Annotated in this window: 29 protein-coding genes and 1 tRNA gene; 9 read left to right on the forward strand and 21 right to left on the reverse strand. The window is 72.1% G+C overall.

Going from position 1 to position 26837, the window contains the following annotated elements:
• The first annotated feature begins 378 nt into the window (after positions 1-378).
• Positions 379-2532: a tetratricopeptide repeat protein gene (locus FXF52_RS12690; RefSeq protein ID WP_187413474.1), complete on the forward strand. Its 2154-nt coding sequence runs from the start codon at positions 379-381 to the stop codon at positions 2530-2532.
• A 628-nt stretch (positions 2533-3160) separates the two neighbouring features.
• On the opposite strand, the gene FXF52_RS12700 is transcribed toward FXF52_RS12690, so the two are convergent.
• Positions 3161-3505 (reverse strand): NUDIX hydrolase, encoded by a 345-nt coding sequence (locus FXF52_RS12700; RefSeq protein WP_255471887.1) that lies wholly within the window; start codon positions 3503-3505, stop codon positions 3161-3163.
• 26 nt (positions 3506-3531) lie between these two features.
• Here FXF52_RS12700 and FXF52_RS12705 point away from each other — a divergent pair, with 26 nt between their 5' ends.
• Complete coding sequence (locus tag FXF52_RS12705) at positions 3532-4143, forward strand: tyrosine-type recombinase/integrase (protein ID WP_255471870.1); 612 nt, start codon at positions 3532-3534, stop codon at positions 4141-4143.
• Between the two features lie 62 nt (positions 4144-4205).
• On the opposite strand, the gene FXF52_RS12710 is transcribed toward FXF52_RS12705, so the two are convergent.
• From FXF52_RS12710 to FXF52_RS12740, 7 genes are all read right to left on the reverse strand, one after another.
• Positions 4206-4282 (reverse strand) — tRNA-Ala (locus FXF52_RS12710).
• A gap of 188 nt (positions 4283-4470) precedes the next feature.
• Positions 4471-5028, reverse strand: coding sequence for a dihydrofolate reductase family protein (locus FXF52_RS12715; RefSeq protein ID WP_148796739.1), 558 nt, complete (start codon positions 5026-5028; stop codon positions 4471-4473).
• A 209-nt stretch (positions 5029-5237) separates the two neighbouring features.
• The gene (locus FXF52_RS12720; protein ID WP_187413488.1) at positions 5238-6032 is read right to left on the reverse strand and encodes a hypothetical protein; all 795 of its coding nucleotides are present in this window, start codon (positions 6030-6032) and stop codon (positions 5238-5240) included.
• A 180-nt stretch (positions 6033-6212) separates the two neighbouring features.
• A complete protein-coding gene (locus FXF52_RS12725; protein WP_187413489.1) occupies positions 6213-6821 on the reverse strand; it encodes a GNAT family N-acetyltransferase in 609 nt (202 codons plus the stop codon).
• A gap of 32 nt (positions 6822-6853) precedes the next feature.
• Positions 6854-8167: a gephyrin-like molybdotransferase Glp gene (glp, locus tag FXF52_RS12730; RefSeq protein WP_148796742.1), complete on the reverse strand. Its 1314-nt coding sequence runs from the start codon at positions 8165-8167 to the stop codon at positions 6854-6856.
• Positions 8164-9159 (reverse strand): UTP--glucose-1-phosphate uridylyltransferase, encoded by a 996-nt coding sequence (locus FXF52_RS12735; protein ID WP_148796744.1) that lies wholly within the window; start codon positions 9157-9159, stop codon positions 8164-8166. Before FXF52_RS12735 ends, glp begins: the two co-directional genes overlap by 4 nt.
• 9 nt (positions 9160-9168) lie before the next feature.
• Positions 9169-11373 (reverse strand): diguanylate cyclase, encoded by a 2205-nt coding sequence (locus tag FXF52_RS12740; protein ID WP_187413475.1) that lies wholly within the window; start codon positions 11371-11373, stop codon positions 9169-9171.
• An 83-nt stretch (positions 11374-11456) separates the two neighbouring features.
• On the opposite strand from FXF52_RS12740, the gene FXF52_RS12745 reads away from it, so the two are divergent.
• Positions 11457-12086 (forward strand): 5-formyltetrahydrofolate cyclo-ligase, encoded by a 630-nt coding sequence (locus tag FXF52_RS12745; protein WP_148796746.1) that lies wholly within the window; start codon positions 11457-11459, stop codon positions 12084-12086.
• A gap of 97 nt (positions 12087-12183) precedes the next feature.
• Positions 12184-12516 (forward strand): FmdB family zinc ribbon protein, encoded by a 333-nt coding sequence (locus FXF52_RS12750; protein WP_148796748.1) that lies wholly within the window; start codon positions 12184-12186, stop codon positions 12514-12516.
• Between the two features lie 66 nt (positions 12517-12582).
• Here FXF52_RS12750 and FXF52_RS12755 read toward each other — a convergent pair whose 3' ends face one another.
• Both FXF52_RS12755 and FXF52_RS12760 read right to left on the reverse strand, forming a co-directional pair.
• Positions 12583-13806, reverse strand: a complete 1224-nt coding sequence (locus FXF52_RS12755) for a S8 family serine peptidase (RefSeq protein ID WP_187413476.1) — start codon at positions 13804-13806, stop codon at positions 12583-12585.
• The gene (locus FXF52_RS12760) at positions 13803-14555 is read right to left on the reverse strand and encodes a hypothetical protein (RefSeq protein ID WP_148796752.1); all 753 of its coding nucleotides are present in this window, start codon (positions 14553-14555) and stop codon (positions 13803-13805) included. The genes FXF52_RS12755 and FXF52_RS12760 overlap by 4 nt, the downstream gene beginning before the upstream one ends.
• A 459-nt stretch (positions 14556-15014) precedes the next feature.
• Between FXF52_RS12760 and FXF52_RS12765 the strand changes: the two genes are divergently transcribed.
• Positions 15015-15509, forward strand: a complete 495-nt coding sequence (locus FXF52_RS12765) for a flagellar biosynthesis protein FlgA (RefSeq protein ID WP_255471871.1) — start codon at positions 15015-15017, stop codon at positions 15507-15509.
• Between the two features lie 39 nt (positions 15510-15548).
• Here the strand turns inward: FXF52_RS12765 and FXF52_RS41600 are convergent, their stop codons facing one another.
• A complete protein-coding gene (locus FXF52_RS41600) occupies positions 15549-15713 on the reverse strand; it encodes a hypothetical protein (protein ID WP_187413477.1) in 165 nt (54 codons plus the stop codon).
• Between the two features lie 133 nt (positions 15714-15846).
• Between FXF52_RS41600 and FXF52_RS41605 the strand changes: the two genes are divergently transcribed.
• Positions 15847-16476 (forward strand): hypothetical protein, encoded by a 630-nt coding sequence (locus FXF52_RS41605; protein WP_187413478.1) that lies wholly within the window; start codon positions 15847-15849, stop codon positions 16474-16476.
• Between the two features lie 15 nt (positions 16477-16491).
• Here the strand turns inward: FXF52_RS41605 and FXF52_RS12775 are convergent, their stop codons facing one another.
• Positions 16492-16974 (reverse strand): DUF2231 domain-containing protein, encoded by a 483-nt coding sequence (locus FXF52_RS12775; RefSeq protein WP_148796895.1) that lies wholly within the window; start codon positions 16972-16974, stop codon positions 16492-16494.
• 204 nt (positions 16975-17178) lie between these two features.
• Here FXF52_RS12775 and FXF52_RS12780 point away from each other — a divergent pair, with 204 nt between their 5' ends.
• Positions 17179-17607 carry a Fur family transcriptional regulator gene (locus FXF52_RS12780; RefSeq protein ID WP_148796754.1) on the forward strand — a complete coding sequence of 143 codons (429 nt, stop codon included), beginning with the start codon at positions 17179-17181 and terminating at the stop codon, positions 17605-17607.
• A 122-nt stretch (positions 17608-17729) separates the two neighbouring features.
• Complete coding sequence (locus tag FXF52_RS12785; protein WP_148796755.1) at positions 17730-18584, forward strand: oxygenase MpaB family protein; 855 nt, start codon at positions 17730-17732, stop codon at positions 18582-18584.
• A gap of 176 nt (positions 18585-18760) precedes the next feature.
• On the opposite strand, the gene FXF52_RS12790 is transcribed toward FXF52_RS12785, so the two are convergent.
• The 9 genes from FXF52_RS12790 to FXF52_RS12825 form a co-directional block, all read right to left on the reverse strand.
• Positions 18761-19606 (reverse strand): PD-(D/E)XK nuclease family protein, encoded by an 846-nt coding sequence (locus FXF52_RS12790; protein WP_148796897.1) that lies wholly within the window; start codon positions 19604-19606, stop codon positions 18761-18763.
• A gap of 169 nt (positions 19607-19775) precedes the next feature.
• Positions 19776-20390, reverse strand: a complete 615-nt coding sequence (locus FXF52_RS12795) for a MarC family protein (protein WP_148796757.1) — start codon at positions 20388-20390, stop codon at positions 19776-19778.
• Between the two features lie 31 nt (positions 20391-20421).
• Positions 20422-21288 carry a PHP domain-containing protein gene (locus FXF52_RS12800; RefSeq protein WP_148796759.1) on the reverse strand — a complete coding sequence of 289 codons (867 nt, stop codon included), beginning with the start codon at positions 21286-21288 and terminating at the stop codon, positions 20422-20424.
• Between the two features lie 54 nt (positions 21289-21342).
• On the reverse strand, positions 21343-22683 hold the full coding sequence (locus FXF52_RS12805) for a hypothetical protein (protein ID WP_255471872.1): 1341 nt from the start codon (positions 22681-22683) through the stop codon (positions 21343-21345).
• Positions 22680-23372, reverse strand: coding sequence for a SigE family RNA polymerase sigma factor (locus tag FXF52_RS12810; RefSeq protein ID WP_255471873.1), 693 nt, complete (start codon positions 23370-23372; stop codon positions 22680-22682). Before FXF52_RS12810 ends, FXF52_RS12805 begins: the two co-directional genes overlap by 4 nt.
• A gap of 103 nt (positions 23373-23475) precedes the next feature.
• The gene (locus FXF52_RS12815; RefSeq protein WP_148796761.1) at positions 23476-24351 is read right to left on the reverse strand and encodes a PH domain-containing protein; all 876 of its coding nucleotides are present in this window, start codon (positions 24349-24351) and stop codon (positions 23476-23478) included.
• A 6-nt stretch (positions 24352-24357) separates the two neighbouring features.
• Positions 24358-24516, reverse strand: coding sequence for a hypothetical protein (locus FXF52_RS41610; protein WP_007455302.1), 159 nt, complete (start codon positions 24514-24516; stop codon positions 24358-24360).
• Between the two features lie 114 nt (positions 24517-24630).
• A complete protein-coding gene (locus FXF52_RS12820) occupies positions 24631-25329 on the reverse strand; it encodes a DUF6758 family protein (protein ID WP_319993791.1) in 699 nt (232 codons plus the stop codon).
• A 62-nt stretch (positions 25330-25391) separates the two neighbouring features.
• On the reverse strand, positions 25392-26015 hold the full coding sequence (locus tag FXF52_RS12825; RefSeq protein ID WP_148796763.1) for an RNA methyltransferase: 624 nt from the start codon (positions 26013-26015) through the stop codon (positions 25392-25394).
• Between the two features lie 138 nt (positions 26016-26153).
• Here FXF52_RS12825 and FXF52_RS12830 point away from each other — a divergent pair, with 138 nt between their 5' ends.
• Positions 26154-26813 (forward strand): hypothetical protein, encoded by a 660-nt coding sequence (locus FXF52_RS12830; protein ID WP_148796764.1) that lies wholly within the window; start codon positions 26154-26156, stop codon positions 26811-26813.
• Positions 26814-26837 lie beyond the last annotated feature (24 nt).

The raw sequence follows: 26837 nt of genomic DNA on the forward strand, positions 1-26837 counted from the left end.
GGCGCGGCGGCGGGCCATCGGCCCGGCCCAGGTTCGGCGGCGTGAGCGGCCTGCGAAGCGGGCCGCCTTGATCTCGTACAGAAACTTCTCACACGCTCGCAATTGGACGTGCGATCGGAGATGATCGCCTCCATGACTCAGCGACGAGGCTGGCGACTAGCCGCGCAGCTCGCGATCTTTGGAGCAGTTGGTGCTGCCTCCTTCGCACTGGCTCTCCGCCTCCACCTCCCTGACTATTTCGCACAACCCGGTCGAGCTGCGAAATTCTGGACATGGGTCGAGCGAGCGTCCTGGGGCCTTGCCTTGATATCGACGGCCCTCGCCTGGGTCTCTAACCGCCAGTCAAACCGCTTGGCCGAGCCACACACCCTTCAGCCTATGCAACCTGACGAGGCAAGACGTCCTGGATCCATCGAGATCCCGTCGGACAATCCAGACGGGAAAACGATTCGTGGGCGCGACAAGCTTGTGAAGGAGCTAGCGAAGCCATTCTCTTGGCGCTATCGACATCGAGAGAGAGTGCTAGTTCTGCACGGCCTAGGCGGTGGTGGGAAGACCGCAACTGCAGCCGTATTCGCCCACCTGATGCGAGACAAAGGCGCCCAGGTCTGGTGGGTGTCGGCGTCATCCGACGCACAGCTGCAATCTGGATTGCGCCAGGTGTTATACCACCTCGGAGCACCCCAGGCAGAGGTGGATAGAGCTTGGGCAGGCGTAACAAGCGCAAGCGATTTACTATGGAGGTGCCTCGCAGAGCAGAAGAGCAAATGGCTTCTTGTGCTGGACAACGTGGACGATCCCAGCATCCTCGCCAGCGCGGATGCCAAGGTGGCCGACGGAACCGGATGGTTAAGGAATCCTCCGACTAGAGATGGTCTCGTTCTTGTAACCAGCAGGGAGGGCAGCCCGCGGCGCTGGGCCCCTTGGTGCAGACTTCAACCTCTCAGCCGACTCAGCCTGTCAGACGCCACTGAGGTGTTGATCGACTACAGCGATGGCCAAGGCGGAAGCAGGCAGGATGCCGAACGGCTTGCCGATAGGCTCGGCCGCTTGCCTCTCGCGCTAAAGCTTGCTGGATCTTACATCAGTGACGCTGCAGAAACGCCCGTCGCCGGCGCAGTTGCTGGGTTCGGGTCTTATTGCGAAGCCCTGGATGCGGGACGCGTCGACATTCTGGACAATCAGGTTGATGGGACGGAATCCGAGGCCAGCAAATCCCGCGAGACGATTACCCAGACATGGAATCTTTCTATTGAGCTGCTGGAGAGGCGCGGCCTTGTCTACGTCCGCCGACTAATCCATTTGCTCGCCAAGTTCAGCGATGCTCCAGTTCCTTACTCTATGCTCCTGGAAGTGGAGGTATTGGCATACCATCCACTTTTTAAAGGGATCAATCCGGAAGATCTGGTCCGACACCTCAAATCACTCTCCCACGTCGGTCTAATCGATCTGGAGTCCGACAATTCCGGCAGCGGTGCGCAGAGCGTGGCGAGAATCAGCTTCTTGTACATGCACCCTCTCGTACGCGACGTCAGCCGGGCTGCGGACACGGACAACGAGAGGCTAACCGCACTTGCTGCGGGGCTCTTGGCAGTAGCGGCGAACAATGAAGGCTTTGACTCCGCTACCGACCCGGCTCAATGGCCAGTATGGCAGTTCCTTGCTCCCCATGCGATCTTCTTCGCAGTCGAGCTGGCCTCAACAGCCCAACCGGATCCGAGATTAGTCGCGGCACTGGGGCCGACTGCCTCGTTGACCGCCAAGGCATTAAGGGTGATTGGCCACCTCTGGGTTGCGGAAGTCCTCCTCTTGACCGCCCTTGAGTTCATGAAACATGGCACAACAAGCTTTGATCGGACCACAAAACTGGACCTCCGCCACGAGCTCGCCATAGTTCTAATCGACCAAGGCCGGGCAAACGAAGCTTCTGTGCACCTTGCCGAAATTCAACAGGAAGTGTCAGCCGGGGGCGCCGATGTCGCGTTCCTTCTCAGCGTACGGCACGAGGCGGCCATCGTCATGATCGACAGGGGTGACCTCGATAATGCAGAGCGCGAATTCAGAGGCATCCTTTCCGATGCGCGGCTCGCCGGACTGCCAGACGATGATCGGAATATTTTAGGCGTCCAACTGGAGCTTGCTCTAGTTCTGATAAAGAAGGAAGAATGGGGGCCAGCAGAAGCGCTACTGAAAAAGCTCATCGAACGGTCAACCAACGCATTCGGTGAAAACAGCGAGCTAACGGTTACGGCAAACTTGCGATTGGGTAGGCTATACCGCGAGACGGAAGATTTCATGAAGGCGTTGAAATATCTGGAGTCCTCCCTATCCGCGGCTCAAGCCGTATACCTTCCCGATAGTCCTCTTATGCTTGCCATACGACACGAGTATGCGATCACGCTTAAGGCAGCCGGCAGCAAGAGGGAGGCGAGATCGGAACTCGAAGACGTCGTGGAAGCTTGCATTCGCGTCCTAGGTGAAGATCACCCCAGCACCCAGGCATCGATTCGGGCCCTCAATGAGCTGAAGTGACCGGGTTGGATGCCTACCATCCTGTACTGAGCTAATCGGGTGCTGACGTGTAGGGCCGGCCGGCGAAGCTGGCCTAGACTGATGTTGTGGACGTGAGGACAGACCAGGCCCGTCAAACAGCTCAGCAGCTGCTGGCTCTGCAGCTGCCCCGAAGGTGGCGACATGTTCAAGCCGTGGCCGCAAAGGCGGAGGCCATCAAATTTGTCGCGGCAGAAGATGCAGAGCTATTAGTCTCGTCCGCTTGGCTTCACGACATTGGATACTCGCCCGCGCTGGTAGATACCGGGTTCCATTCTCTCGATGGCGCTCGTTGGCTACTAAGGAGAGGTTGCAGCTTTCGCCTGGCTGCACTTGTGGCTAATCATTCCTGCGCTTCGTACGAGGCGGCAGAGCGGGGCCTGTATGACGATCTCGTGTCGGCGTTCCCGCTGGAACAGTCAGCTGCCTCTGATGCCTTATGGTACGCAGACATGACGACGGGCCCTGACGGCCAAAACCTCACTGTTGAAGAGAGACTTGCCGAGATTCGACAGCGATACGGCCCTGACGACGTAGTAACGCGGTTCTGGCTGAGAGCTGAGCCGGTTCTTTTGGAGGTAGTGCGTCGAACGCAGGCCCGCATAGCGGCTCAACCAATGTAGGGTGCGACCAGATGCTCGAAGCCGTGCCGGATGCGAAGCCGCATCGACGGGTGGATCAATAAGGCTGCCAACTCGTCCTGCGCGATCCACCGTACGGCCGACGACTCATCACTAGTCGTTGGCTCTCCTCCGATGTAGCGCCCACGGAAGCAGATCGAGAACTGCTGCCGCACCTCGCCATCGCTGTACTCGACCACGTGGTTCGGGTTGGTGTAGATCCCGACCATGCCTGTCACCTCGACGTCGACGCCGGTCTCCTCCCGCGTCTCGCGCACGGCCGTCTCGGCGATGTACTCGCCGAAGTCCTGGGCGCCGCCCGGCAGCGCCCACAGGCCATTGTCGGTCCGCGGGCGAGGGAATGAGACTCGGGGAAGTCCTCGGCCTGGAGGACAGCACGCGGTGCATCGACCCGGAACGCCAGGAGGTCCACGTGGTTCAACAACTGCGGTTTCACAAGGCCACCTACGGCGGCTTCTACCTCGCCCCACCGAAGGCCGGCTCAGTCGGCGACGTGGACCTGGACGACCACGTCGCGGAGGTCTTCGCGGAACACGTCCGCAAGTACCCGCCCGTCCTGGTCGAGCTGCCCGACGTCACGGCCGGCACGCCAGACCCCGGCAAGGAACCCAAGCGACGCTTTGTCCCGCTGCTGTTCACCGACGACCAGGGCCGACCGATCCACGACCAACGCTGGTCCGACCTGTGGCAGATCTGGCGCAAGGCGGCCGGCTGGCCCGACGAAGGCACCTTCCACTCCCTGCGGCACTACTTCGCCACCCGCCTGATCACCTCGGGTGCCGATCCCACGGACGTACAGAACGCGCTACGGCACTCCAGCCTGCGGATCACGCTGGAGACCTACGTCCACTGGTGGCCCAAGAAAGACCGCCGCCGCAACATCATCAGCAGCGCGCTTCACGACGCGAACGCCAAGCGGCAGCGATCCTCGAAAAGCCAAGATCCGCGCTGATTTGTACCGGATATGTACCCGCTGATCTTGCTGGCAGCGTTTCCGCTGCTCATCTGTGTTACTGGTGGAGCTGAGGGGATTTGAACCCCTGACCCCCTCGATGCGAACGAGGTGCGCTACCGGTCTGCGCCACAGCCCCTCCGCTGGCGTACCAGCGTCGGTCCCACCCGGCTTGCACCGGGCGGGCCGGCGACAAGGCTAACAGGTCACCGGCCCCCGGTGCGAATCGCCCCACCGGACGAGGAGATCTTGGCAGGAAAAGGCCCCCAGAGGGGCCGAAATTTACCAAGATCTCCGAGCCACCACAGGTGAGGACGGGAGAGGGCACTAGGCCGGCGCGTATGCGAGGTTCAGTACGCCGCTCTTGAACGTCTCCTGGCTCAGCAGCCGCAGCGGGTACGTCGGCGTCTCCTCGAACAGCCGCTGCCCGCGCCCGACGGCGATCGGGTGGACCAGCAGCCGCAACTCGTCCAGCAACCCGTTTGCCAGCAGCCACCGGACCGTGGTGGCGCTGCCCGACATGGCGATCTCCCCGTCGGTCTGTTCCTTGACCTCCCGCAGCCGCGCCGCGACCTGCTCGGAGTCCCCGGACAGCAGGGTCGAGTTCTGCCAGGTCGCCTCGGTGAGCGTGTTGGACAGCACGTACTTCGGCACCGAGTTGATGAAGGTCGCGAAGTCGGCGTCGAAGCCGTCGCCGGTGTAGTTCGGCCAGTACTCGGCCCACTCCTGGTACTGCCGTCGCCCCATCAGGAACGCCCTCATCTGCTCCACTCCGCGGCTGACGGCGGCGCCCATGTCGTCGTCGAAGTAGGGGAAGTGCCACTGGTCAGGCCGCTCCACGACGCCGTCCAGCGAGATGAAGAAGTTCGACACGATCTTGGCCATGGTGCGCTCCTGTACGTCACTCGTGGCCGGCCCTGCGCCGGCCCTCATCAACGCGTCGCACGACCTCCGCCGGATCCGACACCCGGGTCCAAGACTTTCCGCTCCAGATCGGGGACGTTGCGGTGTCCCGGTCACTCGGACACCGCCACGTCAGCGATGTGGCGCCGGGACACCGCGACGCCGACCAACGCCGACCAGCGCCGGCCGGGTCAGGCCGAGTGTGAGCCGCGGCCGGCCTCGTAGGCGCGGCCGCGGAGGCCGCCCGCCCGGCGGTAGGAGACCGAGCCGCCGCTGGCCGCCGGCGGCAGGTCCGCCGGCCGGTCCAGCCCCATCGCCGTACGCCGGACCGCCTCGCGCTGGGCGGCCAGGCGCCGCTGCGCCTCCCGGCGGGCCGCGGCGCGCCGCGCCTGCTCCCGGCGTACCTCGGCCTGGCGGGCGGCCAGCCAGGCCGCCTCCCGGGCCTCCGCGCGCCGCCGCCGCCGATCGGCCAGGGCCAGCTTCCGCAGGTGTACGACGTACGTCACGAGCAGGGTGCCGGTCACCGAGAAGCTGATCCAGAACCCGGGGCCGACCGCCACCACGCCGATCAGCTCGACGAAGTTGAGCAGCAGCAGCGCGGCCAGCACCCGGCGGCGGCGGTAGATCGCCGGGGTGTGCCGGCGGCGCTTCGGGGGGTGCCGCCGGCGGGACTTCGCGGGGGCGGGCGGCACCGAGCGGAGGCGGCTCGACCGGCGCGGGGCCGGCGGGGCCGAGGTCGGGGAAGCGGAACGATCCGTATCCGCAGACTCACTGAACGTAATCACGAGGTGACGGGGCGGGCGCACCGGTCGCCGTCCGGGCACGGTGCGCTTCCGTCGGCGGCGCTGGAGCACCCGCGCCGTCGACTGCGCCCGCTCCGCCACCAGCCGCTCGGTGGCGTCGTACCGACGGACCAGCGCCGGCGCGAGAGCGAGCAGGCCGGCGGCGGCGAGGACGGCGAGGAGCACCGAGGTCGGCACCCTCACCCCTCCCGTCACCAGATTCGGGGCGAGCGCCACTCGACCGCACCTTGTTCCGCCGTACGTCGTTCACGACGCAGATCGTGCGAGGCCCGCCGCGCTTGCCCACAGCTTGCAGTTACTTGAGGTTACGGGCCGCCGACCGGGTTGACCGTGCGCCGCGCCGGGCGTGGCGGGTCGGACGCGTCACCCGCGGCTGTCACGTACGCGGTGCCAGCGGGCCAGCAGCCCGCCCTCGGCGGCCACTTCCTCGCTGGTCATCGCGTATCCGATGTGGTCCCGCCAGGCGCCGTCGATGTGCATGTAGCGGACGTGGTACGCCTCCTCGCGGAAGCCCAGCTTCTCCACCACCCGCCGGGACGGCGCGTTCTCCGGCCGGATGTTCACCTCGATCCGGTGCAGCCCGCCGGGCCCGAACGCGTGGTCCACGGCCAGCGCCACCGCGGTGGGGATCACGCCGCGACCGGCCACCCGGGAGTCCACCCAGTAGCCGACGTAGCCGGAGCAGAACGCGCGCCGGACGATGCTGCCCACGTTGAGGTGGCCGACCAGCCACTCCTGCCCCTCCTCGCGCAGGCAGACCGCGAACGGCATCCCCTCGCCGATCCGCGCCGAGCGGCGCTGGTCGGCGTGGACCAGGCGGAACGCGGCTGGCGAGTTCATCTCGTCCCATGTGCCCGGCAGGTGGGACTCCCAGGGGGACAGCCAGGCCTGGTTGGCGCGCCGGATCTCCGACCAGGCGGCCGCGTCGGAGCGCCGGTAGGGTCGCAGCACCACCGGACCGTCCACCAGCACCGCCGGCCACCCGGGCGACCGCCGAAACAGGCTCACCTGCGCCTGTCCAGCAGGAGCACGTCCACCGTGGAGCCGGCGGCGGCGGTGGTGACCCGCTCGCCGAGGACCAGCAGGCCGTTCGCCTCGGCCAGGCCGGAGAGGGTGAACGGCCCGCCGGCCAGCGGCTGCACCGTGTAGCCGCCGCCGCGCCGCTCGGCCACGTGCGCGGGGCGGAACTCGCGCAGCCCACCCGGGGACGAGACCGTCTCCAGCAGGTGGGCCCGGACGCTGGGCCGGAACACCGGCTCGGCGCCGGCGAGCAGCTGGATGGCCGGGCGGGCCAGCACCTCGAAGCCGATCAGCGCCGCGCCGGGCTCACCGGGAAGACAGACCACCGGCACCTCCTCGGCGCCGACCGTACCGAATCCGAGGGCCGTTCCGGGATAGAGGGCCACCTCTGTGAAGGTCACCGGTCCGGCGCGGCCGCCCTCCCGGCGGGACAGGATCCGTCGGACCATGTCGCCGGGGCCGGTGCCCGTGCCGCCGGTGGTGATGATCAGGTCGGCCCGCAGCGTCTGGTCCTCCAGCAGGCCGCGCAGCCCCTCCGGGTCGTCGTCGCAGATCCCCACCCGATACGCGAGCGCGCCCGCCTCGGCGGCGGCGGCGGTCAGCGCGTGCGAGTTGGTGTCCACCACCTGGCCGGGCTGGCTGCCCCGGCCGACGTCGACCAGCTCGTCGCCGGTGGCCACGATGACCACCCGCGGGCTGGGCCGGACCACCACGTGCCCGATGCCGGTCGCGGCGAAGACGGCGACCAGAGCCGGCGAGACGTACGTGCCGGCGCGGGCGAGCAGGGTGCCGGCCGGCAGTTCCTCACCGGCACGGCGGACGCCGTACCCGCGCTTGGGGGCGCGGAAGATCTCCACGGCCGCCATGCCCTGGTCGGTCCACTCCACCGGGACCACCACGTCGGCGCCGATGGGCAGCGGCGCGCCGGCCGCCACCGAGAAACACGCGCCAGGGGTGAGCCGGACCGGGCGCCAGCTCGCCGCGCCCAGGTCACCGACCACGTTCAGCCGGATGCTGCGCCCACCGCGCGTACCGGAGGGGGCCGGGACGTATCCCGGCCCCCGGCTCCCTCCGGAGATGTCCTCCCAGCGCGCGGCGTACCCGTCCACCGCCGCCTGGTCGAAGGCGGGGTACGAGTGCGGCGCGACCACGTCCTCGGCGAGGACGTTGCCGTACGCCTGGGTGAGGTCGAGGTCGAGCGGAGGCAGCGCGCGTAACCTGCGCAGCACGCTGCCCAGGTAGTCGGCGAGCGGCGTCAGCTCGTTCGCGGCCGCCTCGGCGTCGGCCGTCGCGGTCATGTATTGGGACCGCCCGACGCGTTGCGCACGCCCTCCAGGATCGCCGAGGTGACCGTCTCGTCGCCCCGGTTGACGAACTCGGCGAGCCACTTGCGGAACTCGGCGCCCAGGTCCTCCCGCTCGGCGGCGATCTGGACGACGGTCTGGAGGTAGCCGAGCGGCATGCCGGTGTCGTAGCGGGTGCCCCGGTAGATGATGGCGTGCACCGGCACCCCCTCGTTGCGCAGGATCTCCATGGCGTCGGTCAGCTGGATCTCCCCGCCGCTGCCCGGCTCGGTACGCCGGATCGCGTCGAAGATCCGCCCCGGGAGCACGTACCGGCCGAGGACGGCGAGGTTGCTCGGGGCGTCCTCCGGCTTCGGCTTCTCCACCATGCCGGTGACCTTGACGATGTCGGCGATGTCGTTGAACTCCGGCTCGGCCGGCTCGACCGAGGCGATGCCGTACCGCTTGGTGTCGGCCGGGTCGACCTCGAAGAACGCCAGCACGATGCCGCCGGTGCGGGCCTGCAGCTCCAGCATGGCCGGCAGCAGCGGCTCGTCCATCTTGACGAACTCGTCGCCGAGCAGCACCGCGAAGGGCTGGTCGCCGACGTGGGACTCGGCGTACCCGACGGCGTGGCCGAGGCCGAGCTGCTCGGGCTGCCGGCAGGTGTAGATCTCGGCCAGCTCTTCGGGGCGGCGTACCGCCTCCAGCAGCTCGGGCTTGCTCTCCAGCCGCGCCTCCAGGTCGGGCCGGCGGTCGAAGTGGTCCACCATCGACGTCTTGCCGCGCCCGGTGACCAGCAGCACGTCGGTGAGGCCGGCCTGGGCGGCCTCCTCGACGATGTACTGCAGCACCGGCCGGTCCACGACCGGCAGCAGCTCCTTCGGGACCGCCTTGGTGGCCGGCAGGAACCGGGTGGCCAGGCCGGCCGCCGGGATCACGGCCTTGACCGCACGGGCGCGACCGGTCGCGGCGGCCGCTGAGGGGTTCGCTGAGTGCTCCGACATGTCGCGAGACTATCGGCCACGGCTCTGCCGCGGCGGGTGAGGACCGGAAGACGCGCCGCCCTGACCCCCGACCGGGGCGTCGGGGGCACCGGCCCGGGGCAGCCCGTCGGGCGGGCTAACCGTGGCGACCACCACGGGGATCTCCCGGGTGGGCGGCGGGTCGGGCGGCTCGGCCAGCCGGTAGCCGTCCCGACCGGCGGCCTTGGCCGCGTAGAGGGCATCGTCGGCGGCGTCGAGCACCTGCTGCCCGCCGGCGGCGTGGTCGGGGTAGACGGCGATGCCGATGGAGACGGTCACCGCCACCCGGACCGGCTCGCCCCCGTGCCCGTCCACCAGCACCGGCTGGTCCCGGACCACCGCGCCGAGCCGCTCGGCGACGATGGTCGCGCCCCGCGCGTCGGTCTCGGGCAGCAGCACCACGAACTCCTCGCCGCCCTGCCGGAACGCCAGGTCCACCTCGCGGATCTCGCCGCGTACCCGGCGGGCGAACTCGACGAGGACGGCGTCCCCGGCGGCGTGCCCCCAGGTGTCGTTGACGTCCTTGAACCGGTCCAGGTCGAGGGCGAGGACGCTGAGCATGCGGCCGAACCGGTTGGCCCGTTCCACCTCCCGCCGGATCGACTCGCGCAGGTAGCGGTAGTTCCACAACCCGGTGAGCGGGTCGGTCAGCGAGAGCCGCTGGGTCTCCTCGTGCACCCGGACGTTCTCCACCGCCACCGCCGCGTGGGCGGCGAACGTCCGCAGGGTGAACAGGTCGTCGTCGTCGAACTCCTCGGCGCCGAGCCGGTCGTAGAGGGCCAGCACCCCCAGCGTGCCGGAGCCCGCCGGCGCCGGCTCGTCGTCGGCCGGCGGGTGCCCGGGCCGGTCCGGGTCGCCGCGCCCGGTCAGCTCCGCCGCCCTCGGCGCGGCGAACGGCACCGCGATGTACGTCTCGCAGGTCGGTTCCCCGGTCGGGGCGTCCGTCGGCTCCCACCGCCCGCACAGCGGCTCCCCGGTGGCGGCCACCGTGCCGACCACCCCGGTCCCGGCCGGCACCCGCAGCGTCGCCGCGTCGTCGCCGGACCAGCGGTCGTCCAGCCCCTCGACGCACTGGCCGACGAGCACCCCCTCGCCGTCGAGCAGCAGCACCGCACCGGCCCGCGCGCCGGTCGCGGCGATCGCGCTGTGCAGGATCACCCGCAGGATGCGTTGCAGGTCGTGGGTGCTGGCCAGGGTGTCGCCGAGCACCGCCAGGTGCCCACGCAACTGGTCCCGGCTGCTGGTCAGTGCGGCCACGTAGCTGCCGGTCTCCCGGGTCATCCGGTTGAACGCACCGGCCAGCCGCCCGATCTCGTCCCGGCTGCGCACCGGCACCCGGGCGGTCAGGTCGCCGTGCGTCACCCGGTCCACCGCGCCGGCCAGCTCCGCCAGGGGGCGCGTGGTCACCCGGGCCAGCCGCCACGCGGCCAGCACCGCCAGCAGGGCGGCCAGCAGCACGGCGCCGACCAGCGCGACGTGCAGGCCGGGCGGGCGCTCCCCCGGCACCGAGAGCACCAGCGGCAGCGGCTGCCCCGGGGACGGGCCGACCCGCCGCACGTACCGGCCGTCGACGGTCTCGGTGACCTGGTCCCCGTCGACCGTGCGGGCGGCGGCGAGCACCGCGGCGCGTACCTGCCGGGTCTCGGTGGTGTGGGTGACCCGGTCGGTGCCGGCGGGGTCGTCGAGGAGGGTGACCGCGACCCCGGTCACCGCGGCGAGCCGCGCCACGAAGGCCGGGTCGACGGGCTGCGCGGCGGCGACCGTGCCCAGGTCGGCGCCGGCCGGGTCGCGGAGCTGGACCTGCGCGGCGAGGGCGCGGACCGGGCCGGCGACGGGCGGCGCGCCGGAGCAGTCCTGCCAGGGCCGGCCCGGGCCGCCGGGAGTGGCGTAGCTGGTCCGGCCGGCGGCGTCGGTGACCAGCACGGCGGCGGCCAGGCCGCGGCCCACCACCTGGTCCGCCGCGCGGGGGCGGGCGGCGGGGTCGGTGACCAGCGCGACCGCGTCGGCCGCCGCGCGCAACTGCTGGCAGAGGGCGTCCACGGAGGTACGCACCCCGGCGGCGGCCAGGCCCAGCCGCTCGGCGGAGCGGCTGTGGTCGACCGCTGCCATCGTGGATCCGACGAAGAAGGCGCCGAGCAGGACGGGGCCGAGCACCACCGCGAGGAAGGCCGCCGTCAACCGCCCGCGTAGCGTCAAGCTTCCCCCTGGAAGTTCTGCGCCCCTTGCTGCGATGCTGACACAGAGCGACGGGGAGACAAGCGTTGCGTCAGGAGTGTTGCGTGCCGGAATTTACGGATGAAGCGGATGCGACGCATGCTGCGAAGCGGGAGTTGCGGGTCGCGCTGCTCGCCCACCGCCGGTCGCTGCCCGCGCCGTCCCGGGCGGCAGCGGCGGCGCGCGTCCAGGCCGAGCTGACCTCCCTGGTACGCCGGCTCCGCCCGGCCCGGATGACCGCGTACGTGCCGGTCGGCTCGGAGCCGGGCGGGAGCGACCTGCCGGCGGTGCTGCGCGCCGCGCTGCCGCCCGCGGGAGAGTTGCTGCTGCCGGTGCTCCGCGACGACCTGGACCTGGACTGGGCCGCGTACACCGACGCGGGGTCGCTGCGGGCCGCCGGTCGGGGCCTGCGCGAGCCGACCGGCCCCCTTCGCGGCCCGGACGTCGTGGCCGAGGCCGATCTGGTGATCGTGCCGGCCCTGGCGGTGGACCGCCGGGGGATCCGGCTGGGCCGGGGCGGCGGCTCGTACGACCGGGCGCTGGCCCGGGTGCCGGCGACGGCCCTGACCGTGGCGCTGCTGCACGACGGTGAACTGGTCGAGGTGGTGCCCGCGCAGCCGCACGACCGACCGGTCCGCGCCGTGATCACCCCCACCGACGGCCTGCGTACGCTGGCCCCGGCGACGGTTGTCTGACGGCACACTTCCGCTGGACGAATCCTCGCCGATGACGCACCATTGGCACTCGGAAGCGTCGAGTGCCAACCGGCCGTGCCAAGATCCGGAGGAGAACGTGCCCACGTACCAGTACGCCTGCACCGCGTGCGGCCACCAGCTCGAGGCGGTGCAGTCTTTCTCTGACGAGCCGCTGACCGAGTGCCCGGCGTGTGAGGGGCAGCTGCGCAAGCTCTTCAACTCGGTCGGCATCGTGTTCAAGGGCTCCGGCTTCTACCGCACCGACTCCCGCTCGTCCGGTTCCGACACCGCCACGAGCACCACGAACACGCCGGCGAAGTCCGAGTCGTCGTCCAGCGGCTCGTCGAGCACGTCCGGTTCGTCGAACGGCTCGACCAACTCGAGCAGCGGCTCGTCCACCAAGGCCCCGGCCGCCAGCACCTCCTCCTGAACCAGACCTATACGGCAGAGGGGTGGGCACCGCGAACGCGGGCCCACCCCTCTGCCGTGCTGGTGACTAGCGTGGCGCGGGGACCGGTGGCCCGCTGCGCGCCGCGGCCCGGCGGCCGGCGAGGAACAGAATCAGGCCGAGGGCCAGACCGAGCAGTCCGAGCCCGCCGCCGATGCCGCCGACGACCAGGTACGACGTGTCCCACGGCTGCCCGATACGCAGTGGGGTGCCGTCGTCGCCGGGGCCGAAGTGGCCGCCCACGCCCTCCTTGCCGACCGGCAGGGCAGCGCTGCCGGGCTTGAGGCGGGCGGCCGCCTTGAGCGCGGCTTCGGCGTCGACCACGCCGTACCCGGTCTGCGGGTTGTGCCCCTTGCGGTAGGTCGAGGCGGTCTGCTCGAGAAGCTGTTCGACCTGGCGCGGCGACAGATCGGGATACTTCGCCACGATCAGTGCCGCAACGCCCGCGGCGAGCGCAGTGGCCGACGAGGTGCCCTGGACCTTCTTGCGCCCGCCGTCGATATTGGCGGAGTAGATCTCCACCCCGGGCGTGACGACGTCGACGTAGTTGTGGACCTGGGAGAACTCCGCGCGCGTGCCCCGTGGGGTGGCCGCGCCGACGGCGATCACCCCCGGGTACGCCGCCGGGTAGGACAACTCGTTGAGCTCGTCACCCGCGTTGCCGGCGCCGGCGACCACCACCACGCCCTTCGACAGGGCGTACGCGATCGCCTCGGCTTCGCGGTGAACGTAGGCCCCGAGAGATGTCTCACTGCCGAGCGACAAGGAGATCACCTGCACGCCCTGGTCGGCTGCGGCACGGATCGCCCGCTCCACCGCCACCCCTTCGCGCGCCTCCTGCTCCGGGTTCTCGCCGTAGTACTCGATCCCCTCCAGCCAGGTCTTGTAGTCCGGATCCTCCCGGTCGCGGATGGCGCGGAAGCCCAGCACCTTGGCGGCCGGTGCCACATCCAGCACGCTGGATGCCATGGAGGTGCCGTGGCGGCCGTACCACGACTCCTTCTGGTCCGTTTCGGCGAGGAAGTCGATGCCCTCCGTGGCTCGGCCGCGCAGCGCCTTGTGATCCGTGCGGATCCCCGTGTCGATGACGGCGACCGTGACCCCTTCGCCCTTGCTGATCTTGTGCGCGGCCGATACGGAGAGCACCGCCAGTTCCCACCCGTTCGGCGCCGCGAGGGCCGGGCTCGGAGCGACGGCGACGACGCCGGCGGTCGCGGCGAGCACGGCCGGGACGGCGACCAACTGGCATACCCGTGACGAAAGCTTGCTCACTGACCCCGCCCCATGATCGTGCTGTCCAGCTCGTGGGCGAACCCTCGCAGCAGAATGTCGGACGTGTTCGAATAGCCTTGCGTCTCTTCCTCGCCGTCCAGCCGCCACTCCCCCGGCAGGACCCCGATGTCCCGGGTGCCGTCGGCCGGGCCGACCGAGATCGCCGCCACGTAGGGCAGATCACCCCCGACCCCGCTCGCGCCGCCGGCGAGGGCCCGCTCCTTGACCCACTTCGCGGCGAGCGTGCCGGGAACCGCTACGGGAAAGACCAGCGGTCCGGGGTCTTTGGCCCAGGAGAACTCCTCAGCGACGGCCTCGGCCTCGCCGGAGGAATCGAGCACGACGAGCGCGATGGTCGCCGCTACATCCCCGCCGATGTGCACGTACGTCGCACGCAGTGCCGTCTTGCAGCCCTTCGCCGCGACGGCTTTCGCGAAATCCTTCCGAAGCGCCTCGTTGCAGGACGCCTCCTTGGCGATCCCCTGTCGCGACCACGCGCGGGTCTCCTCGTCGCCACGTGGCCAGCCGAGGTAGTCGGGGAAGATCTGGTCGGCCTTCAGGTTGTGCCAGGCCACCGGGGCGAAGGCATCGTTCGAGACCTGGATCTGGTGGTTCTTGTAGGCCTGCAGGACGACGACACCGCCGAGCAGCAGGGGAAAGATACTGAGCGCCGCGAACACGATGCCGAAGACCTTGCGCTTCGTCCCCTTCCGCTTGACCGGCGGCGCCGGCAGGCGACCGGGCGGCATCCCGTACGGGGACGCTCCTGCCGGTGACGGTGGCATCGCGGGATAACCCGGTGGGGGCGGCGGCCCCGGAAACGACTGGGGTGGCTGAGGGTATGACAACGCGGTCCTTCCTGCACCGCCCGGCGTACGCCGGGCGCCCGGCCGGCTAGCTCAACCTGACACCTGGCGCGGGCGTTTGGGCAAGATCATGGCAAGCGCCGATTTCCCGTTTCGTCCGGCCCGCCCCGCTGTCGCAGACCCTGGGAACGCCCCGCACCGGCCGACCGGCTCAGACCCACCGCCGAGCAGCACGCCCCGCTGCCCATCCGTGATCAGCAGCTACCACGGGCCGGCGGCGGCCGGAGGTTGTCCACAGGCGGGCGGGTTTTCCACAGGGCGGCCTGCCGGGACAGCGCCACTTCACCCCGGATTCCTAGCCTGCTACCCGTCTGAGCGGATGTCGGGGCGGGAGGGACGCGGGTGGCGGGCGAGGGATCACTGCAGCCGGTGCGCTGGCGCGGGCTGCCGCGCGGCGGGACCCTGCTCCGGGTGGCGGTGGTCGCCGTGCTGCTCGGCCTGGCCGCCGCCGTCCTCCAGACACCCGCCGGCTGTCCGCCGAGCACGGCCCCGGCCGGCCCCACCCCGGCCACGAGTCCGGCGAGCCCTGGCCCCGGGCAGTCGACCGCCGCGCTGCCCCTGCCCAGCGGCTCGGTCGGCGTGCCGGTCCGGCTGGCCGAGCCGGCCGCGCTCGCCGTGCTCCGCCCGGGCGCCCGGGTCGACCTGCTGGTCGTACCGGCCGGTGCGGCCGGCAAGGAGGCGAGACTGCTCGCGCCGCGGGCGCTGGTGCTCGACGTGGTCGGCGGCGGGGCGGTCGACGGCTCCTCCGCGCTCTACCTGGCGCTCCGGCCCGAGCAGGCGCAGCAGGCCGTCGGCGTGCCCGAGGGCAGCCGCTTCGCGGTGGTGGTACGCGGATGACCGGCAGCAGTCACGCCAGATGACGCGACCCGTGGGCGGTCAGCCCCAGTGTGGCGGGCGCTCGGCGAGCAGCCAGTCGTCGTTGTTGCCGCTGGGTCGTTCACCCCAGCCATGGTCCGTGTCGTCGCTGGTCTGCTCGGGCAGCACCGCGAAGTCGTCGCTGAGGTCGACCACGCGGTCGTCGTCGCCGCGTGCGCCACGCATCCCGGGATCGTCCACGAGAGGCAAGGATACCGGCGAACGGCACCAGCTCGACCAGCCCGCGTGCCGGCTCGGCGTGGCTCGCCCGTCGCGTCCGGCGGGCCGTGCGGCCGGGGCGTTGGTAGCGTCGGACGGCGTGACGACGTCGAGCGATGGCAGCCCCGAGGACGAGTTCTGGCGACGCCCGACGCCGGACCAGGCGACCGGCCACGTCAACGGCGGCGGGCGGGCGGCCGAGGTAGTCGCCGCCGCAGCCGAGTCCGGCGGTCCGGCGTCGAGTTCCGGGCAGCCCGCCGCGGCCGACCCGTCCGAGTCCGGCAGTCCCCGGGCCGACGCATCGCCCGATTCCCGGTCCGGCATGAGCCAGGCCGACCGTTACTGGTCCGGCGCGTCGGAGAGTCCGTGGGCCCGGCCGGAGCCGACCAGCGCGCCCGGAGCCGGCCCGGGACCGGCCGACAGCAGCGGCCAGCCCGGCGCGGGCGGCTGGCCGGGCGCAGGCGGCCAGCCCGGTGCGGGCGGCTGGGCGGCGAGCAACGCGGCGGCCAGCGGCTACCCGGGGCCGCCGCCGACCACCCCACCCCCGCCCGGCTGGCGACCTCCGGTGCACGTGCAGCCCGCGCCGCCCCGGCGGTTGCCTCCCCAGGACATGGCCGCCATGGACCAGGCGGAGCAGCAGGCCCAGCGACTCACCTACGGCATCGGGGCGGTCGCCGGGGTGGTGCTGGTGATCCTGACGTGCCTGCTCTGCTCGCGGGTGATCTTCTGAGCCGGCCGTCCGGTGTCAGACCTGACCGCTCCACACCAGCTGGGCACCGCTGTCGCCGGTCAGGTAGACGTACACCAGCGCGAACACGGCGAGGACGACCACCACGCCGGTGAGGACGGGGGCCAGCCACCGGGGCAGGCTGCGGGCCCGAGGGTAGCCACCGGTCACCAGCAGGAGCAGGAGCGCCGCCACGGCCAGTCCGAGGACGAACCAGAGCAGGTTGTCGCCGTACTCGGAGTGCTGGTGGATCTTGTCGAGAAACTCGCCGCCGGCGCCCCTCTCCCGCTGGACCTCCTCGAACGCCTCGCCTGATTCGGTGGCCAGCCAGGTCGCGATCGGGGTCACCACGGCGAGCACGGCGACCGCCCAGCCGAAGCGGGACCGCCACCGTGGCAGCAGCCCGTAGGCGGAGGCCAGCAGCGCCAGCAGCGGTACGAACACCACGACGGCGTGCACGATCAGGACGTGGCCCGGTAGACCGTTGATTTCCTTGAACACCGACACCTCCGGCAGTGGATGCGCCTTCCGCGGCAGTCAGGGTACGTCGATGGCAGGCGCACGACGCAGCTGACGAACCAGTACCACGCGCAACATGTCCCGCCGGTTCAGTCCGCCCCGGCCACGCCCCGCCCGGCCTGTGGTCGGGGCCACCCTTACCAGGCGTCACTTGTCGGTCAACGGCGCCCGTGCTGTCATTGCTGCATGTCAAGCGGCGAGGAACTGCTCCGGTCGAAGGGCCTGCGGGTCACCCGACCGCGGCTCGCCGTGCTGGACGTGCTCGCCGCCGGCGGCCACCTGGAGGTCGACGAGATCACCCGTCGCGTCCGTGAGCGCCTCGACTCGGTCTCCACCCAAGCGGTGTACGACGTGCTCGGCGCGCTCTCCCGAGCCGGGCTCTCCCGCCGCATCGAGCCGGCCGGCAGCCCCGCCCGGTACGAGGCGCGGGCCGGGGACAACCACCACCACGTCGTGTGCCGGGGCTGCGGTGAGATCGCCGACGTCGACTGCGCGACCGGCGACGCGCCCTGCCTGGACCCGAACACCGCGCACGGCTTCGAGGTCGACGAGGCGGAAGTGACCTTCTGGGGTCTCTGCCCCGCCTGCCAAACCCGCCGCTCCGCCGACGACTGACTGCTCGGCGAAGTCGGGGACGCCGGCCCGTCGCCTCGGCGCGCCACGCCACGCCCGACCAGCCCGCCGGCGGCTGCCATCAGGGCACGCGAGGGCGGCCGGAGGCGTGGCACTCTTGGGCCGTGGACTCGGATGACCTCGGCCTCTTCGGTCCCGGATCGGTCACGTGGAAGGTGCACGAGGAGCCGGTCCTGATCGTCGCCGGCCTCCGCTCGCTCTACCTCCAGGCGCTGCACCCCAGGGCGATGGCCGGGGTCGCCCAGAACAGCAACTACCGCACCGACGCGTGGGGCCGGCTGGTGCGGACCGCCACCTACGTGGCGACGACGGTCTACGGCACCACGGCCCAGGCGGAAGCCGCCGGCCGCCGGCTGCGTACGCTGCACGCCCGGATGCGGGCCACCGACCCGGTGACCGGGGAGGAGTTCCGGATCGACGACCCGGAGCTGCTGCGCTGGGTGCACGTCGCCGAGGTCGAGTCCTTCGTGAGCACCGCCCGCCGGGCCGGGCTCGCCCTGACCGACGCCGAGATCGACGGCTACTACACCGAGCAGCGCCGGGCGGCGGCCCTGGTCGGGCTGGACCCGGCCGACGTGCCGGGCACCGCCGCCGAGGTGGCCGACTACTACCGGCGCATCCGTGCTGACCTGCGGATGACCAAGGAGGCGGCGGAGACCGCCCTCTTCCTGACCGCCCCGCCGATCCCGTGGAAGCTCAGCCTGCCGGTGAAGCTCGGCCTGCACCTCGGCCCGCCGCGCTGGGCGTACCTGGGGATCGCCGGCACCGCGCTGGCGCTGCTGCCGGCGTGGGCCCGGCGGCTGTACGGCGGCCTGGGCCTACCCACCACCGCGCTCTCCGCGGACCTCAGCGTCCGGGCACTGCGGCTCGCCCTGACGGCGGTGCCGCGCCGCTACCGGGAGGGGCCGTTGCAGCAGGCCGCGAAGGAGCGCGCCGCCCGTCTCGGCATCGCCGCCTAGACCGCTGGTCCGGCTGCGGCGAACCGCGCCATCCGGCCGCCCGGACAGCCCCGGATACCGCGTCCCGCAGCCCTGGCCGGGGCACCCACCCAAACCGACGTGCCCGGATCTTGGCAGATCGAAGTGCGTGCCACCGGCGACGCGGGGGGTTGGCCCAGGAACCGGGCGAGAAGGAGTCAGCCCAGGTCGGAGGCGGGTTCGGCGGGCCGGTCCATGGCCGCCCACGGGTCCTTGCCGGGGGTCTGCGCACCCGCCGGGCAGCTGCGCCGGTAGTCGCACCAGCCGCAGCGCGGCCCCGGGGTGGCCGGGAATTCCTCGTCCGGGTCGGCGCCGTCGGCGACCGCCCGCTCGGCGGCCACGATGTCCCGGGCGGTCTCCTCGGCCCGGGTCAGCTGCCGCTGCAGCGACTCGGTCGTGTGCTCGTGCGCGGCGACCGTGCCGGTGGGCAGGTGGTGCAGCTCGACCCGGCGGCACGGCCGGCGGAACACCCGCTCGGCCGCGTACGCATAGAGGGCCAGGGCCTGCGAGCCGCGGGCGTCGTCGGCGTCCAGCCCGGCGCGGCCGGTCTTGTAGTCGACGATGACCAGCTCGGGCCGCCCGTCGGGGCCCCGGCGGGAGTCGATCCGGTCGGCGCGGCCGTTCAGGGCGAGCACCGCGGTCTTCACGGCGACGACCCGCTCCACCCCGACCGGCTCGTCGGCCGGGTCGAGGCCGGCGACGTACGACTCCAGCCAGGCCAGCGCCCGGCGGAAGGCGTCCCGCTCCTGCTCCTCGTCGCGGTAGCCCTCGCGCACCCAGGTGCCCTTGAGCAGGGTGGCCAGCACCTCGGGGCGGCGACGGTCCGGCGCGAGCGCGTACCAGTTCTTCAGAGCGGTGTGGACGCTGGCGCCCAGCGAGTTGTGCGCCCACGGCGGACCCTTGGGCGGCGCGGGCCGGTCGACGTACGCGTAGCGGTAGCGCCGGGGGCAGTCCACATACGCCCCGAGCTTGCTGGGGGTGCAGACGAAGAGGCGTTCCGGCATGCCCTCGAAGCCGAGCTGCTCGGCCTGCTCGGCGCGAGGTCGGGGCGGGCGGCCACCGGTCGGTCGTCCGGTCGGGGAGGGTCGTCGCACGCCTGCGATCCTGCCACCCCGGTACGACAGCCCGCCGCCCGCGGGCCGACGACGCGGCCGGCAGCGAGGCGCCGGCGGGTCAGCGCATGGTGATGAAGTGGGTCACGAATGCGGCGATCGCGTCGGCGATGAGCTGCACCGCGATGGCGGCCAGCAGCAGGCCGGCGATCCGGGTGAGCACCTCGATGCCGCCGGGCCGCAGGATCTTGACGATCACGCCGGAGAAGCGCAGCGCCAGCCAGACCGTGACCATCACCGCGACGATCGCGAGGGCGATCGCGAGGTAGTCGGTGGGCCCGCCGGCCCGCTGCACGAAGAGCATGGTGGCGACGATGGCGCCCGGCCCGGCCAGCAGCGGGGTGCCCAGCGGCACCAGGGCGATGTTGGACGTGGTCGGCTGGCTCGGGTCGTCGGCCTTGCCGGTCAGCAGCTCCAACGCGACCAGCACCAGCAGCAGCCCGCCGGCGGCCTGCAACGCCGGCAGGGACACGTGCAGGTAGGCCAGGAGCGTCTGCCCGGCCACGGCGAACACCACGATCACCCCGAGCGCCAGCGCCACGGCCTGCCAGGCGGCCCGGTTCCGGTCCCGGGCGGGGAGCGGGCCGGTGAGCGCCAGGAAGATCGGCAACATGCCGGGCGGGTCGACGATCACCAGCAGGGTCACGAAGACCTCGCCGAAGAGCTTGAGATCCACCCGGACACGGTAGCCGCGCCGTCCGGAGGCTTCAGCCTGAAGCGACTGGGGTCACCCCGCTAGCCGCGGCCACGATCCGCTCGTACGCCCCGGGGTCGGTGGTGTGCGCGCCGAGCCGGAGCGTCTTGTGCGTCCCGTGGAAGTCCGACGACCCGGTGACCAGCAGGCCCAGCTCGGCGGCGAGCCCGCGGACGTGCGCGCGCTCGGCCGGCGTGTGGTCCTCGTGGTCGGCCTCCAGGCCGGCCAGGCCGGCCGCCGCCAGGTCGGCGATCAGCTCGTCCGGCACGATCCGGCCGCGCCGGCTGGCCCGGGGGTGGGCGAAGACCGGGACTCCGCCGGCCGCCCGGACCAGCGCCACCGCCCGAAACACGTCGATGTCCTCCTTCGGCAGCCGGTACCGCTCCCCCAGCCAGTCCGGCCCGAACGCCTCGCTCGTGGTGGCGACCAGCCCGGCCCGGATCAGTGCCTGCGCGATGTGCGGGCGGCCGACGGACCCGCCGGCCGCGCCGGCCAGGATCTCCCGCCAGCTCACCTTGATCCCGTCGGCCTGGAGCAGCCGGACGATCCGCTCGCCGCGCTCCTCCCGGGCGCGCCGGACCCGGGCCAGCTCCGCGACCAGCTCCGGCTCCGCCGGGTCGAAGAGGTACGCGAGCAGGTGCAGCGGCAGCGCCGGCTCGACGCCGTGCCACCGGCAGGAGAGCTCCGCGCCCCGGACCAGGGTGAGCCCGGACGGCAGCGCGCGGACCGCGGCGTCCCAGCCGGCCGTGGTGTCGTGATCGGTGATCGCCACGACGTCGAGACCGGCCCCGGCGGCGGCCCGGACCAGCTCGGCCGGGCTGAGGGTGCCGTCACTGGCGGTGGAGTGGGCGTGCAGGTCGATCCGGGCGGCCGAGGTCACCCCGCCGACGCTACCGCCCGGCCACGCCCCACGCCGGTGCGGGCGGCACGCCGGTCAGGAGCGGATGTCGGCCACCACCACCGGGCGCTCGCCCGGGTCGACCCCGTCGACCGGCGACCCGGTGGGACGCTCGCCGGCCAGCACCCGGTCCGGGCGGACCCGGACCAGTTGGCTGGCGGCGTCGACGTGCAGGGCGACCCCGCCGCGGCTCCAGGCCACCACACCGGTCACCGCCGGTCCGGCCGCTCGGGCCGCGACGGTCGCGCCCAGGGTGCCGAGGTCGACCAGGAGGGCGTTCTTCCGCGTGCCGTTCACCAGCAGCCACCGCCCGTCGCCGGAGACCCCGCCGAGGCCGTCGGTGGCGAGTTGCGGCCCGCAGCCGGTGCGGACGGTGGCGAGGGCGCGGGCCGGGTCGAGCAGGGCCAGGCAGGGGCGCCGGGGCGTGCCGGCGGAGACCTGGCCGACCACCCGGCCGTCGGGCAGCTCGCCGTAGACGTTGAGCACGTCCCGGTTCGCGGCGCCCGGCAACCCGCCCGCCGACCGACGCCAGACGCTGAACCCGCCCCGGCCGGGCTGCCGGATCAGGACCGCGTCGCCGGCGAAGCCGACCGGCACCGCCCCCTGCGGGGCCGCGGCCCGGGTGGTCGCGACGAGCTGGCCGCCGACCAGGCCGGCGGCGTGGAGTTCCGGCCCGTCGCGCCACGCCACCTGCCGCCCGTCCACCGCGACCGCGACGGCGTCCGCGCCGGCCAGCAGCACCTGGGGCGGGCTGCCGTTGGGCGGCACCCACCAGAGGGTACGGCCGGCCGTGGTGGCCGCCGAGGTGATCAACCAGCCGCCGTAGTCGGGGACGCGCTGCGCTCGTTCGATCGGGCCCGCACCGGCCAGCTCCCGGCGCTCGCCCCCACTGGTGTGCAGCCAGGAGCCGATGACCAGGTCCAGTTCGGCGCGGACCGGGTCCGGCATCGGCGACGGGGCGGTGGACGCGGTGGGCAGCGGGGAGGGCGTGAAGCCACGCGGATCGCCGAGCACCACGGTGGGGGTGCGCCCCTGGCCGGCCGGCCCGCCGAGCTGGGCCACGCCGGTGGTGACCAGCGCCGTGGCCATCCCGGCCAGGGCGAGGCCGGTCAGCGTCCGGCGCCGGCCGGTCCGCCGGGCCCGCCGGAGGGCCACCCCGGCCGGGTCGGCGGCGAGCGGGCGTGGCGTCTCGGCACGACGGGTGAACGTCTCCCGCAGCGCCCGCTCCAGCTCGTCCTCGGTCACAGGGAATGAACGCTCCGGGTCGCCCGTCCGGTTGTCGCAGGTATTCGGCGTGCGGCTCATGACGCCCCCCTCGCTGTGCTCGGGACCGCCATGAGGCACCAACGCATTGAGCTTGATGATCCGCTCGCTCATCGGGTCTCCACCGGGACGGTGGCGGCGCGGCGGACGGCGGCTGGGCCGCCGGAGAGGGCGGTCGGCCGGACCACCGGCGGTCGGCTGGCCGCCGGCGGCGCGACGGGTGGCGACGGCGGCGCCGGCGGGGCGGCGGCAGGCCGCGCGGGCCGGGCCGGCGCGGCCGCCGCCGGCTCGGCGGGCAGGCCGAGGGCGGCCTCGGAGCCCAGCCGGCGGCGCAGGGTGTTCAACGCGCGGGAGGTCTGGCTCTTCACGGTGCCGGGCGAGATCTCCAGCAGCGCGGCGGTCTGCGCCTCGGACATGTCCTCGTAGAACCGGAGCACCAGCACGGCCCGTTGCCGGGCCGGCAGCGCCTGCAGGTGTCGCCAGAGCGCGTCCCGGTCGAGCTGCTGCTCGATCTCGTCGACCCCGGCCCGTTCGGGCAGCACCTCGGTCGGGCGCTCACCGTGCCACCGCCGCCGCCACCAGCTCGTCGACGTGTTGACCATGACCCGGCGGGCGTACGGCTCGATGGCCTCGATCCCGCCGAGCCGCTTCCAGGCCAGGTACGTCTTGGTCAGCGCGGTCTGGAGCAGGTCCTCGGCCGTCGCCCAGTCCCCGGTCAGCAGGTACGCGGTGCGCAGCAGGGCCCCGGAGCGGGCCGCGACGAACTCGCGGAACTCCTCCTCCAGCGGGTCCCTGCTCGCCACCGCTCACCTCCGCGCCCCGTCCTGTTTCGCAGGTTGCCACGTGCCGGGGTGTCGGGTCGACGGCAAATGGTGTGCAGTTTCTCCGATGTTCGGACGAAAACCTTCAGGCGCCGTCGTCGGCCTTGGCCTCGTCCGCCTCCTTGCCCAACCGGGCCTCGACGGCCTGCGGCTCGTACATCTCCTCGACGACGCGCAGGTAGAGCTCGTTCGGGTTGGGCAGGCTCTTGATCTCGCGGAGCGCCTGCTCCTGACCGGCCGACTCCAGCACGAAGGTGCCGTAGTTAAGCGCCCGGCCGGCCGGCGACTGCTCGTATTTCATGTCGGTCACCCGGACGAGCGGCATCATGGCCACCCGTCGGGTGACGATGCCGTCCACCACCATCACCCGTTTGTTGGTGAGGATGAAGCGGTTGTACCACCATTCGGCGACCTGCCAGGCGACCCAGCCCATCACCAGGAACCACAGCAGGACGGCGACGGTGGTCAGCGCGCCGGTCTGCCGTCCGGCGAGGAAGCCGGAAAGGTAGCCGAGAATGAACGTCGCCAGGATGCCGATGATCAGCGGCTTGGCGATGTAGACCCAGTGCCGCTTCCACTCGCCCCGGAACCGCTCAGTGGGGAACAGGTAGCGCGCGGCCAGCGGGCTCGGCTCGTCCTCGAGCGGCAGCACCCGACGGGGCGTCCCGCCGGTGGCGTCGGCCCGCAGGCCGGCCAGCTCCTCCTCGCTGATCGGCGGCGGCTGGTAGCCGCCCTCGGGGTCGCGGATCCAGGCGCGGCCGGAGCGGCCCTCGCCGGCGTAGCCGGGGCCGTCACCGAAGGCGGCGTCGTCCGAAAGGGAGGGGCCGTCGCCGTAGCCGGCTCCGGCGGCGAAGCCGGGGCCCTCATCGGGCTCGATCCGGGGGATGGGCTCGGTGTCGCGCTCCCGGCGCTCGCGATCGGGGTCGTCGGGGTCGAACGGTGGACCGGAGGGGCTTCCCATCGGCGGCTAGGCGACCAGGCTGGTGAAGAAGTCGCCGAAGCCCTGCGCAATGTCCATGATGCCGCCGCCGAGAGACTTGAACACGTCGGCGGCGGAGTTCGGCCGGTACGCAACGAAGAAGATCAAGAATGCAATGCCGGCCCAGGTGAGGACCTTCTTGACCATAGCGGGCCATCCTCTCGCGCGGCGCCGGGTTTACCGCAGTGGCACCCAGAGTATCAGTATGGTGTCGTACAGTGAATATCTGCGCACGTTCCCCGACCCGTCCGTGCGGGCCGGTCAGGCCCGCCCGTGCAGGTACGGGGATGGTGCGCCGTACACGAGTTCGGGCGGAGTCCACTCGGTGAGGTCGTGCAGCACGACTTCTTCCGCGAGGAGGTGACCCGCACTCGCCGGCCAGGCTATCGCATGCAGCCACATTCCCCGAGCCTCGCCAGCGTACGCACTTCGATCCGCCGGTGAATTCACGAGCCACAGTGGAGTGGGGTGGCCGCCCACCCGGATCTTGGCGTGGGGCACCCGTTCGGGGTGACCCGGGCCGGGGTCCGTGAGCGCCTCCGCGACCTGCGGTCCCGGGTCGGGACCGGGCAGCCCGGCGAAGCGGGACCCGAGCCCGACGCCCGGCTCCTCGGCCACGAAGAGCAGGTCGGCCGGTCCACCGTCGAGGGGGGCCGGTCCGGCGCAGGCCACCGCGGTGGCGCGTACCCCGCTCCGGTCGTCCCCCGCCCAGGCCACCCCGGTCAGCGTCCACCCGGCGGGCAGCGGCCACGGGCACCACAGCGGCACGCCCCGCCGGTCGGGCGGCTCGGCGTCGGCGGCCACCCGCTCCACCACGCTGGTCAGGATCCCGGCACCGATGCGCTCGGGAACGTGCAGCGGCGGCACGGGACCGCAGCGCAGGCATCGGGACTCACCGTGCATCAGGTCCGGCTCCCGGACCGGGCCCGCGCACCTCGGACAACTCACCGCGACGCTCACGTTTCCACCGTCGCCCCGGGGCGGCGGGGCGTCAAGCGGAGCGGCGGGATCCGGGAAACCGGTCAGTCCGGCGGCGGCCCGGCGTACGACCGGATCCAGGCGTGCATGGCGATGCCGCTGGCCACCCCGGCGTTGATCGACCGGGTCGAGCCGTACTGGGCGATGGAGAAGAGCTGGTCACAGGCGGCGCGGGCGGCGTCGGACAGCCCCGGTCCCTCCTGGCCGAAGAGGAGGACGCAGCGGCGCGGCAGGGTGCTGGTCTCCAGCGGCTTCGAGCCGGGCAGGTTGTCGATGCCGACCACCGGCAGGCGCTGCGCCGCCGCCCAGGCGACGAACTCCTCGATCGTCGGGTGGTGCCGAACGTGCTGGTAGCGGTCGGTCACCATGGCCCCGCGCCGGTTCCACCGCCGCCGCCCGACGATGTGCACCTCGGCGGCGAGGAAGGCGTTGGCGTTGCGGACCACCGTGCCGATGTTGAAGTCGTGCTGCCAGTTCTCGATGGCCACGTGGAAGTCGTGCCGGCGCCGGTCCAGGTCGGCCACCACGGCCTCCCGGCGCCAGTAGCGGTAGCGGTCCACCACGTTGCGCCGGTCGCCCGCGGCGAGCAGCTCCGGGTCGTACCGCGGGTCGTCCGGCGGGTCGCCGGGCCACGGCCCCACACCCACGTCGAGCTGGTCGTCGGTCACGGTTTCCAGAGCGTACGGCCTGGTCCGCGCCGCCCGCGGCGAGGGTTCGGCGGGCCGGTGTCCGGTGTCCGTCACCGCACGGCCCCCCGAAGCGGTCTCCGGTCGCCTACGCTTCTCGGCCATCGACGGGGGTGCGGGATGAGGACACGGGTAGGGCGGACCGCGACGTCGCTGCTGCTCGCCGGCCTGGTGACGGCGGGCTGCGGCCCGACCAGCGGGACGGCCGCGCCGGGCGGCGCGACGCCGACAGCCCCCTCGTCAGGCTCGGGCACCGCCGGGCCGACTCCGGGACCGTGGCCGAATCCCAGCGCCCAGCCGGCGGACCGGGTGCTGCGCACCGGCATCCGGATCGGCGACGACGAGTTGGTGCTCAGCCCCGCCGCCAGCGGCCGCTTCATCGACATCGCCTGGTTCGACACGCGCACCGGCCACTATCTGCCCCGCATGCCCGAGGACGAGAACTTCCGTTCGGCCTACGGCGACACCCAGGCCCTGCCCTTCTTCGAGGTACGCGAGCGCCCCGCCCCGGACGGCCGGCTGATCACATACGGATTCGCCTCGACTCGAGTGGCCCGGGCGACCATCGCCCAGCCGGGCTACCCGACCGCCACCCTCACCCTGGCGCCCTGGGGCGGCGGCTCCGGCGACACGCTGTTCTGGACCGCACGGGCGGGCCGGCCCCTGACCGCGGACCTGCCCGCCGGGCGGCGCGGGGTCTGCACCCTCTATGACCAGTCCGGAAAGGTGATCGCCCGACTGGTGCTCGCCGAGCCGCGGTACGTGCCGAGGGACGGCTGACCGCCCGGCTCGGCGGCCGATCGG

This window comes from Micromonospora sp. MP36 (assembly GCF_008119785.1).
Lineage (GTDB): Bacteria > Actinomycetota > Actinomycetes > Mycobacteriales > Micromonosporaceae > Micromonospora.

Excerpts from the sequence above, each read along its gene's own strand:
- FXF52_RS12805 (WP_255471872.1), bottom strand. The coding sequence starts at position 22,683 with ATGAGCGAGCGGATCATCAAGCTCAATGCGTTGGTGCCTCATGGCGGT.
- FXF52_RS41600 (WP_187413477.1), bottom strand. The coding sequence starts at position 15,713 with ATGCGTGGCGCACGCGGCGACGACGACCGCGTGGTCGACCTCAGCGAC.
- FXF52_RS12690 (WP_187413474.1), top strand. The coding sequence starts at position 379 with ATGCAACCTGACGAGGCAAGACGTCCTGGATCCATCGAGATCCCGTCG.
- FXF52_RS12815 (WP_148796761.1), bottom strand. The coding sequence starts at position 24,351 with ATGGGAAGCCCCTCCGGTCCACCGTTCGACCCCGACGACCCCGATCGC.
- FXF52_RS12715 (WP_148796739.1), bottom strand. The coding sequence starts at position 5,028 with ATGGCCAAGATCGTGTCGAACTTCTTCATCTCGCTGGACGGCGTCGTG.
- FXF52_RS41610 (WP_007455302.1), bottom strand. The coding sequence starts at position 24,516 with ATGGTCAAGAAGGTCCTCACCTGGGCCGGCATTGCATTCTTGATCTTC.
- FXF52_RS12760 (WP_148796752.1), bottom strand. The coding sequence starts at position 14,555 with ATGCCGCCCGGTCGCCTGCCGGCGCCGCCGGTCAAGCGGAAGGGGACG.
- FXF52_RS12735 (WP_148796744.1), bottom strand. The coding sequence starts at position 9,159 with ATGTCGGAGCACTCAGCGAACCCCTCAGCGGCCGCCGCGACCGGTCGC.
- FXF52_RS12780 (WP_148796754.1), top strand. The coding sequence starts at position 17,179 with ATGTCAAGCGGCGAGGAACTGCTCCGGTCGAAGGGCCTGCGGGTCACC.
- FXF52_RS12705 (WP_255471870.1), top strand. The coding sequence starts at position 3,532 with ATGAGACTCGGGGAAGTCCTCGGCCTGGAGGACAGCACGCGGTGCATC.
- FXF52_RS12790 (WP_148796897.1), bottom strand. The coding sequence starts at position 19,606 with ATGCCGGAACGCCTCTTCGTCTGCACCCCCAGCAAGCTCGGGGCGTAT.
- glp (WP_148796742.1), bottom strand. The coding sequence starts at position 8,167 with ATGACCGCGACGGCCGACGCCGAGGCGGCCGCGAACGAGCTGACGCCG.
- FXF52_RS12830 (WP_148796764.1), top strand. The coding sequence starts at position 26,154 with ATGAGGACACGGGTAGGGCGGACCGCGACGTCGCTGCTGCTCGCCGGC.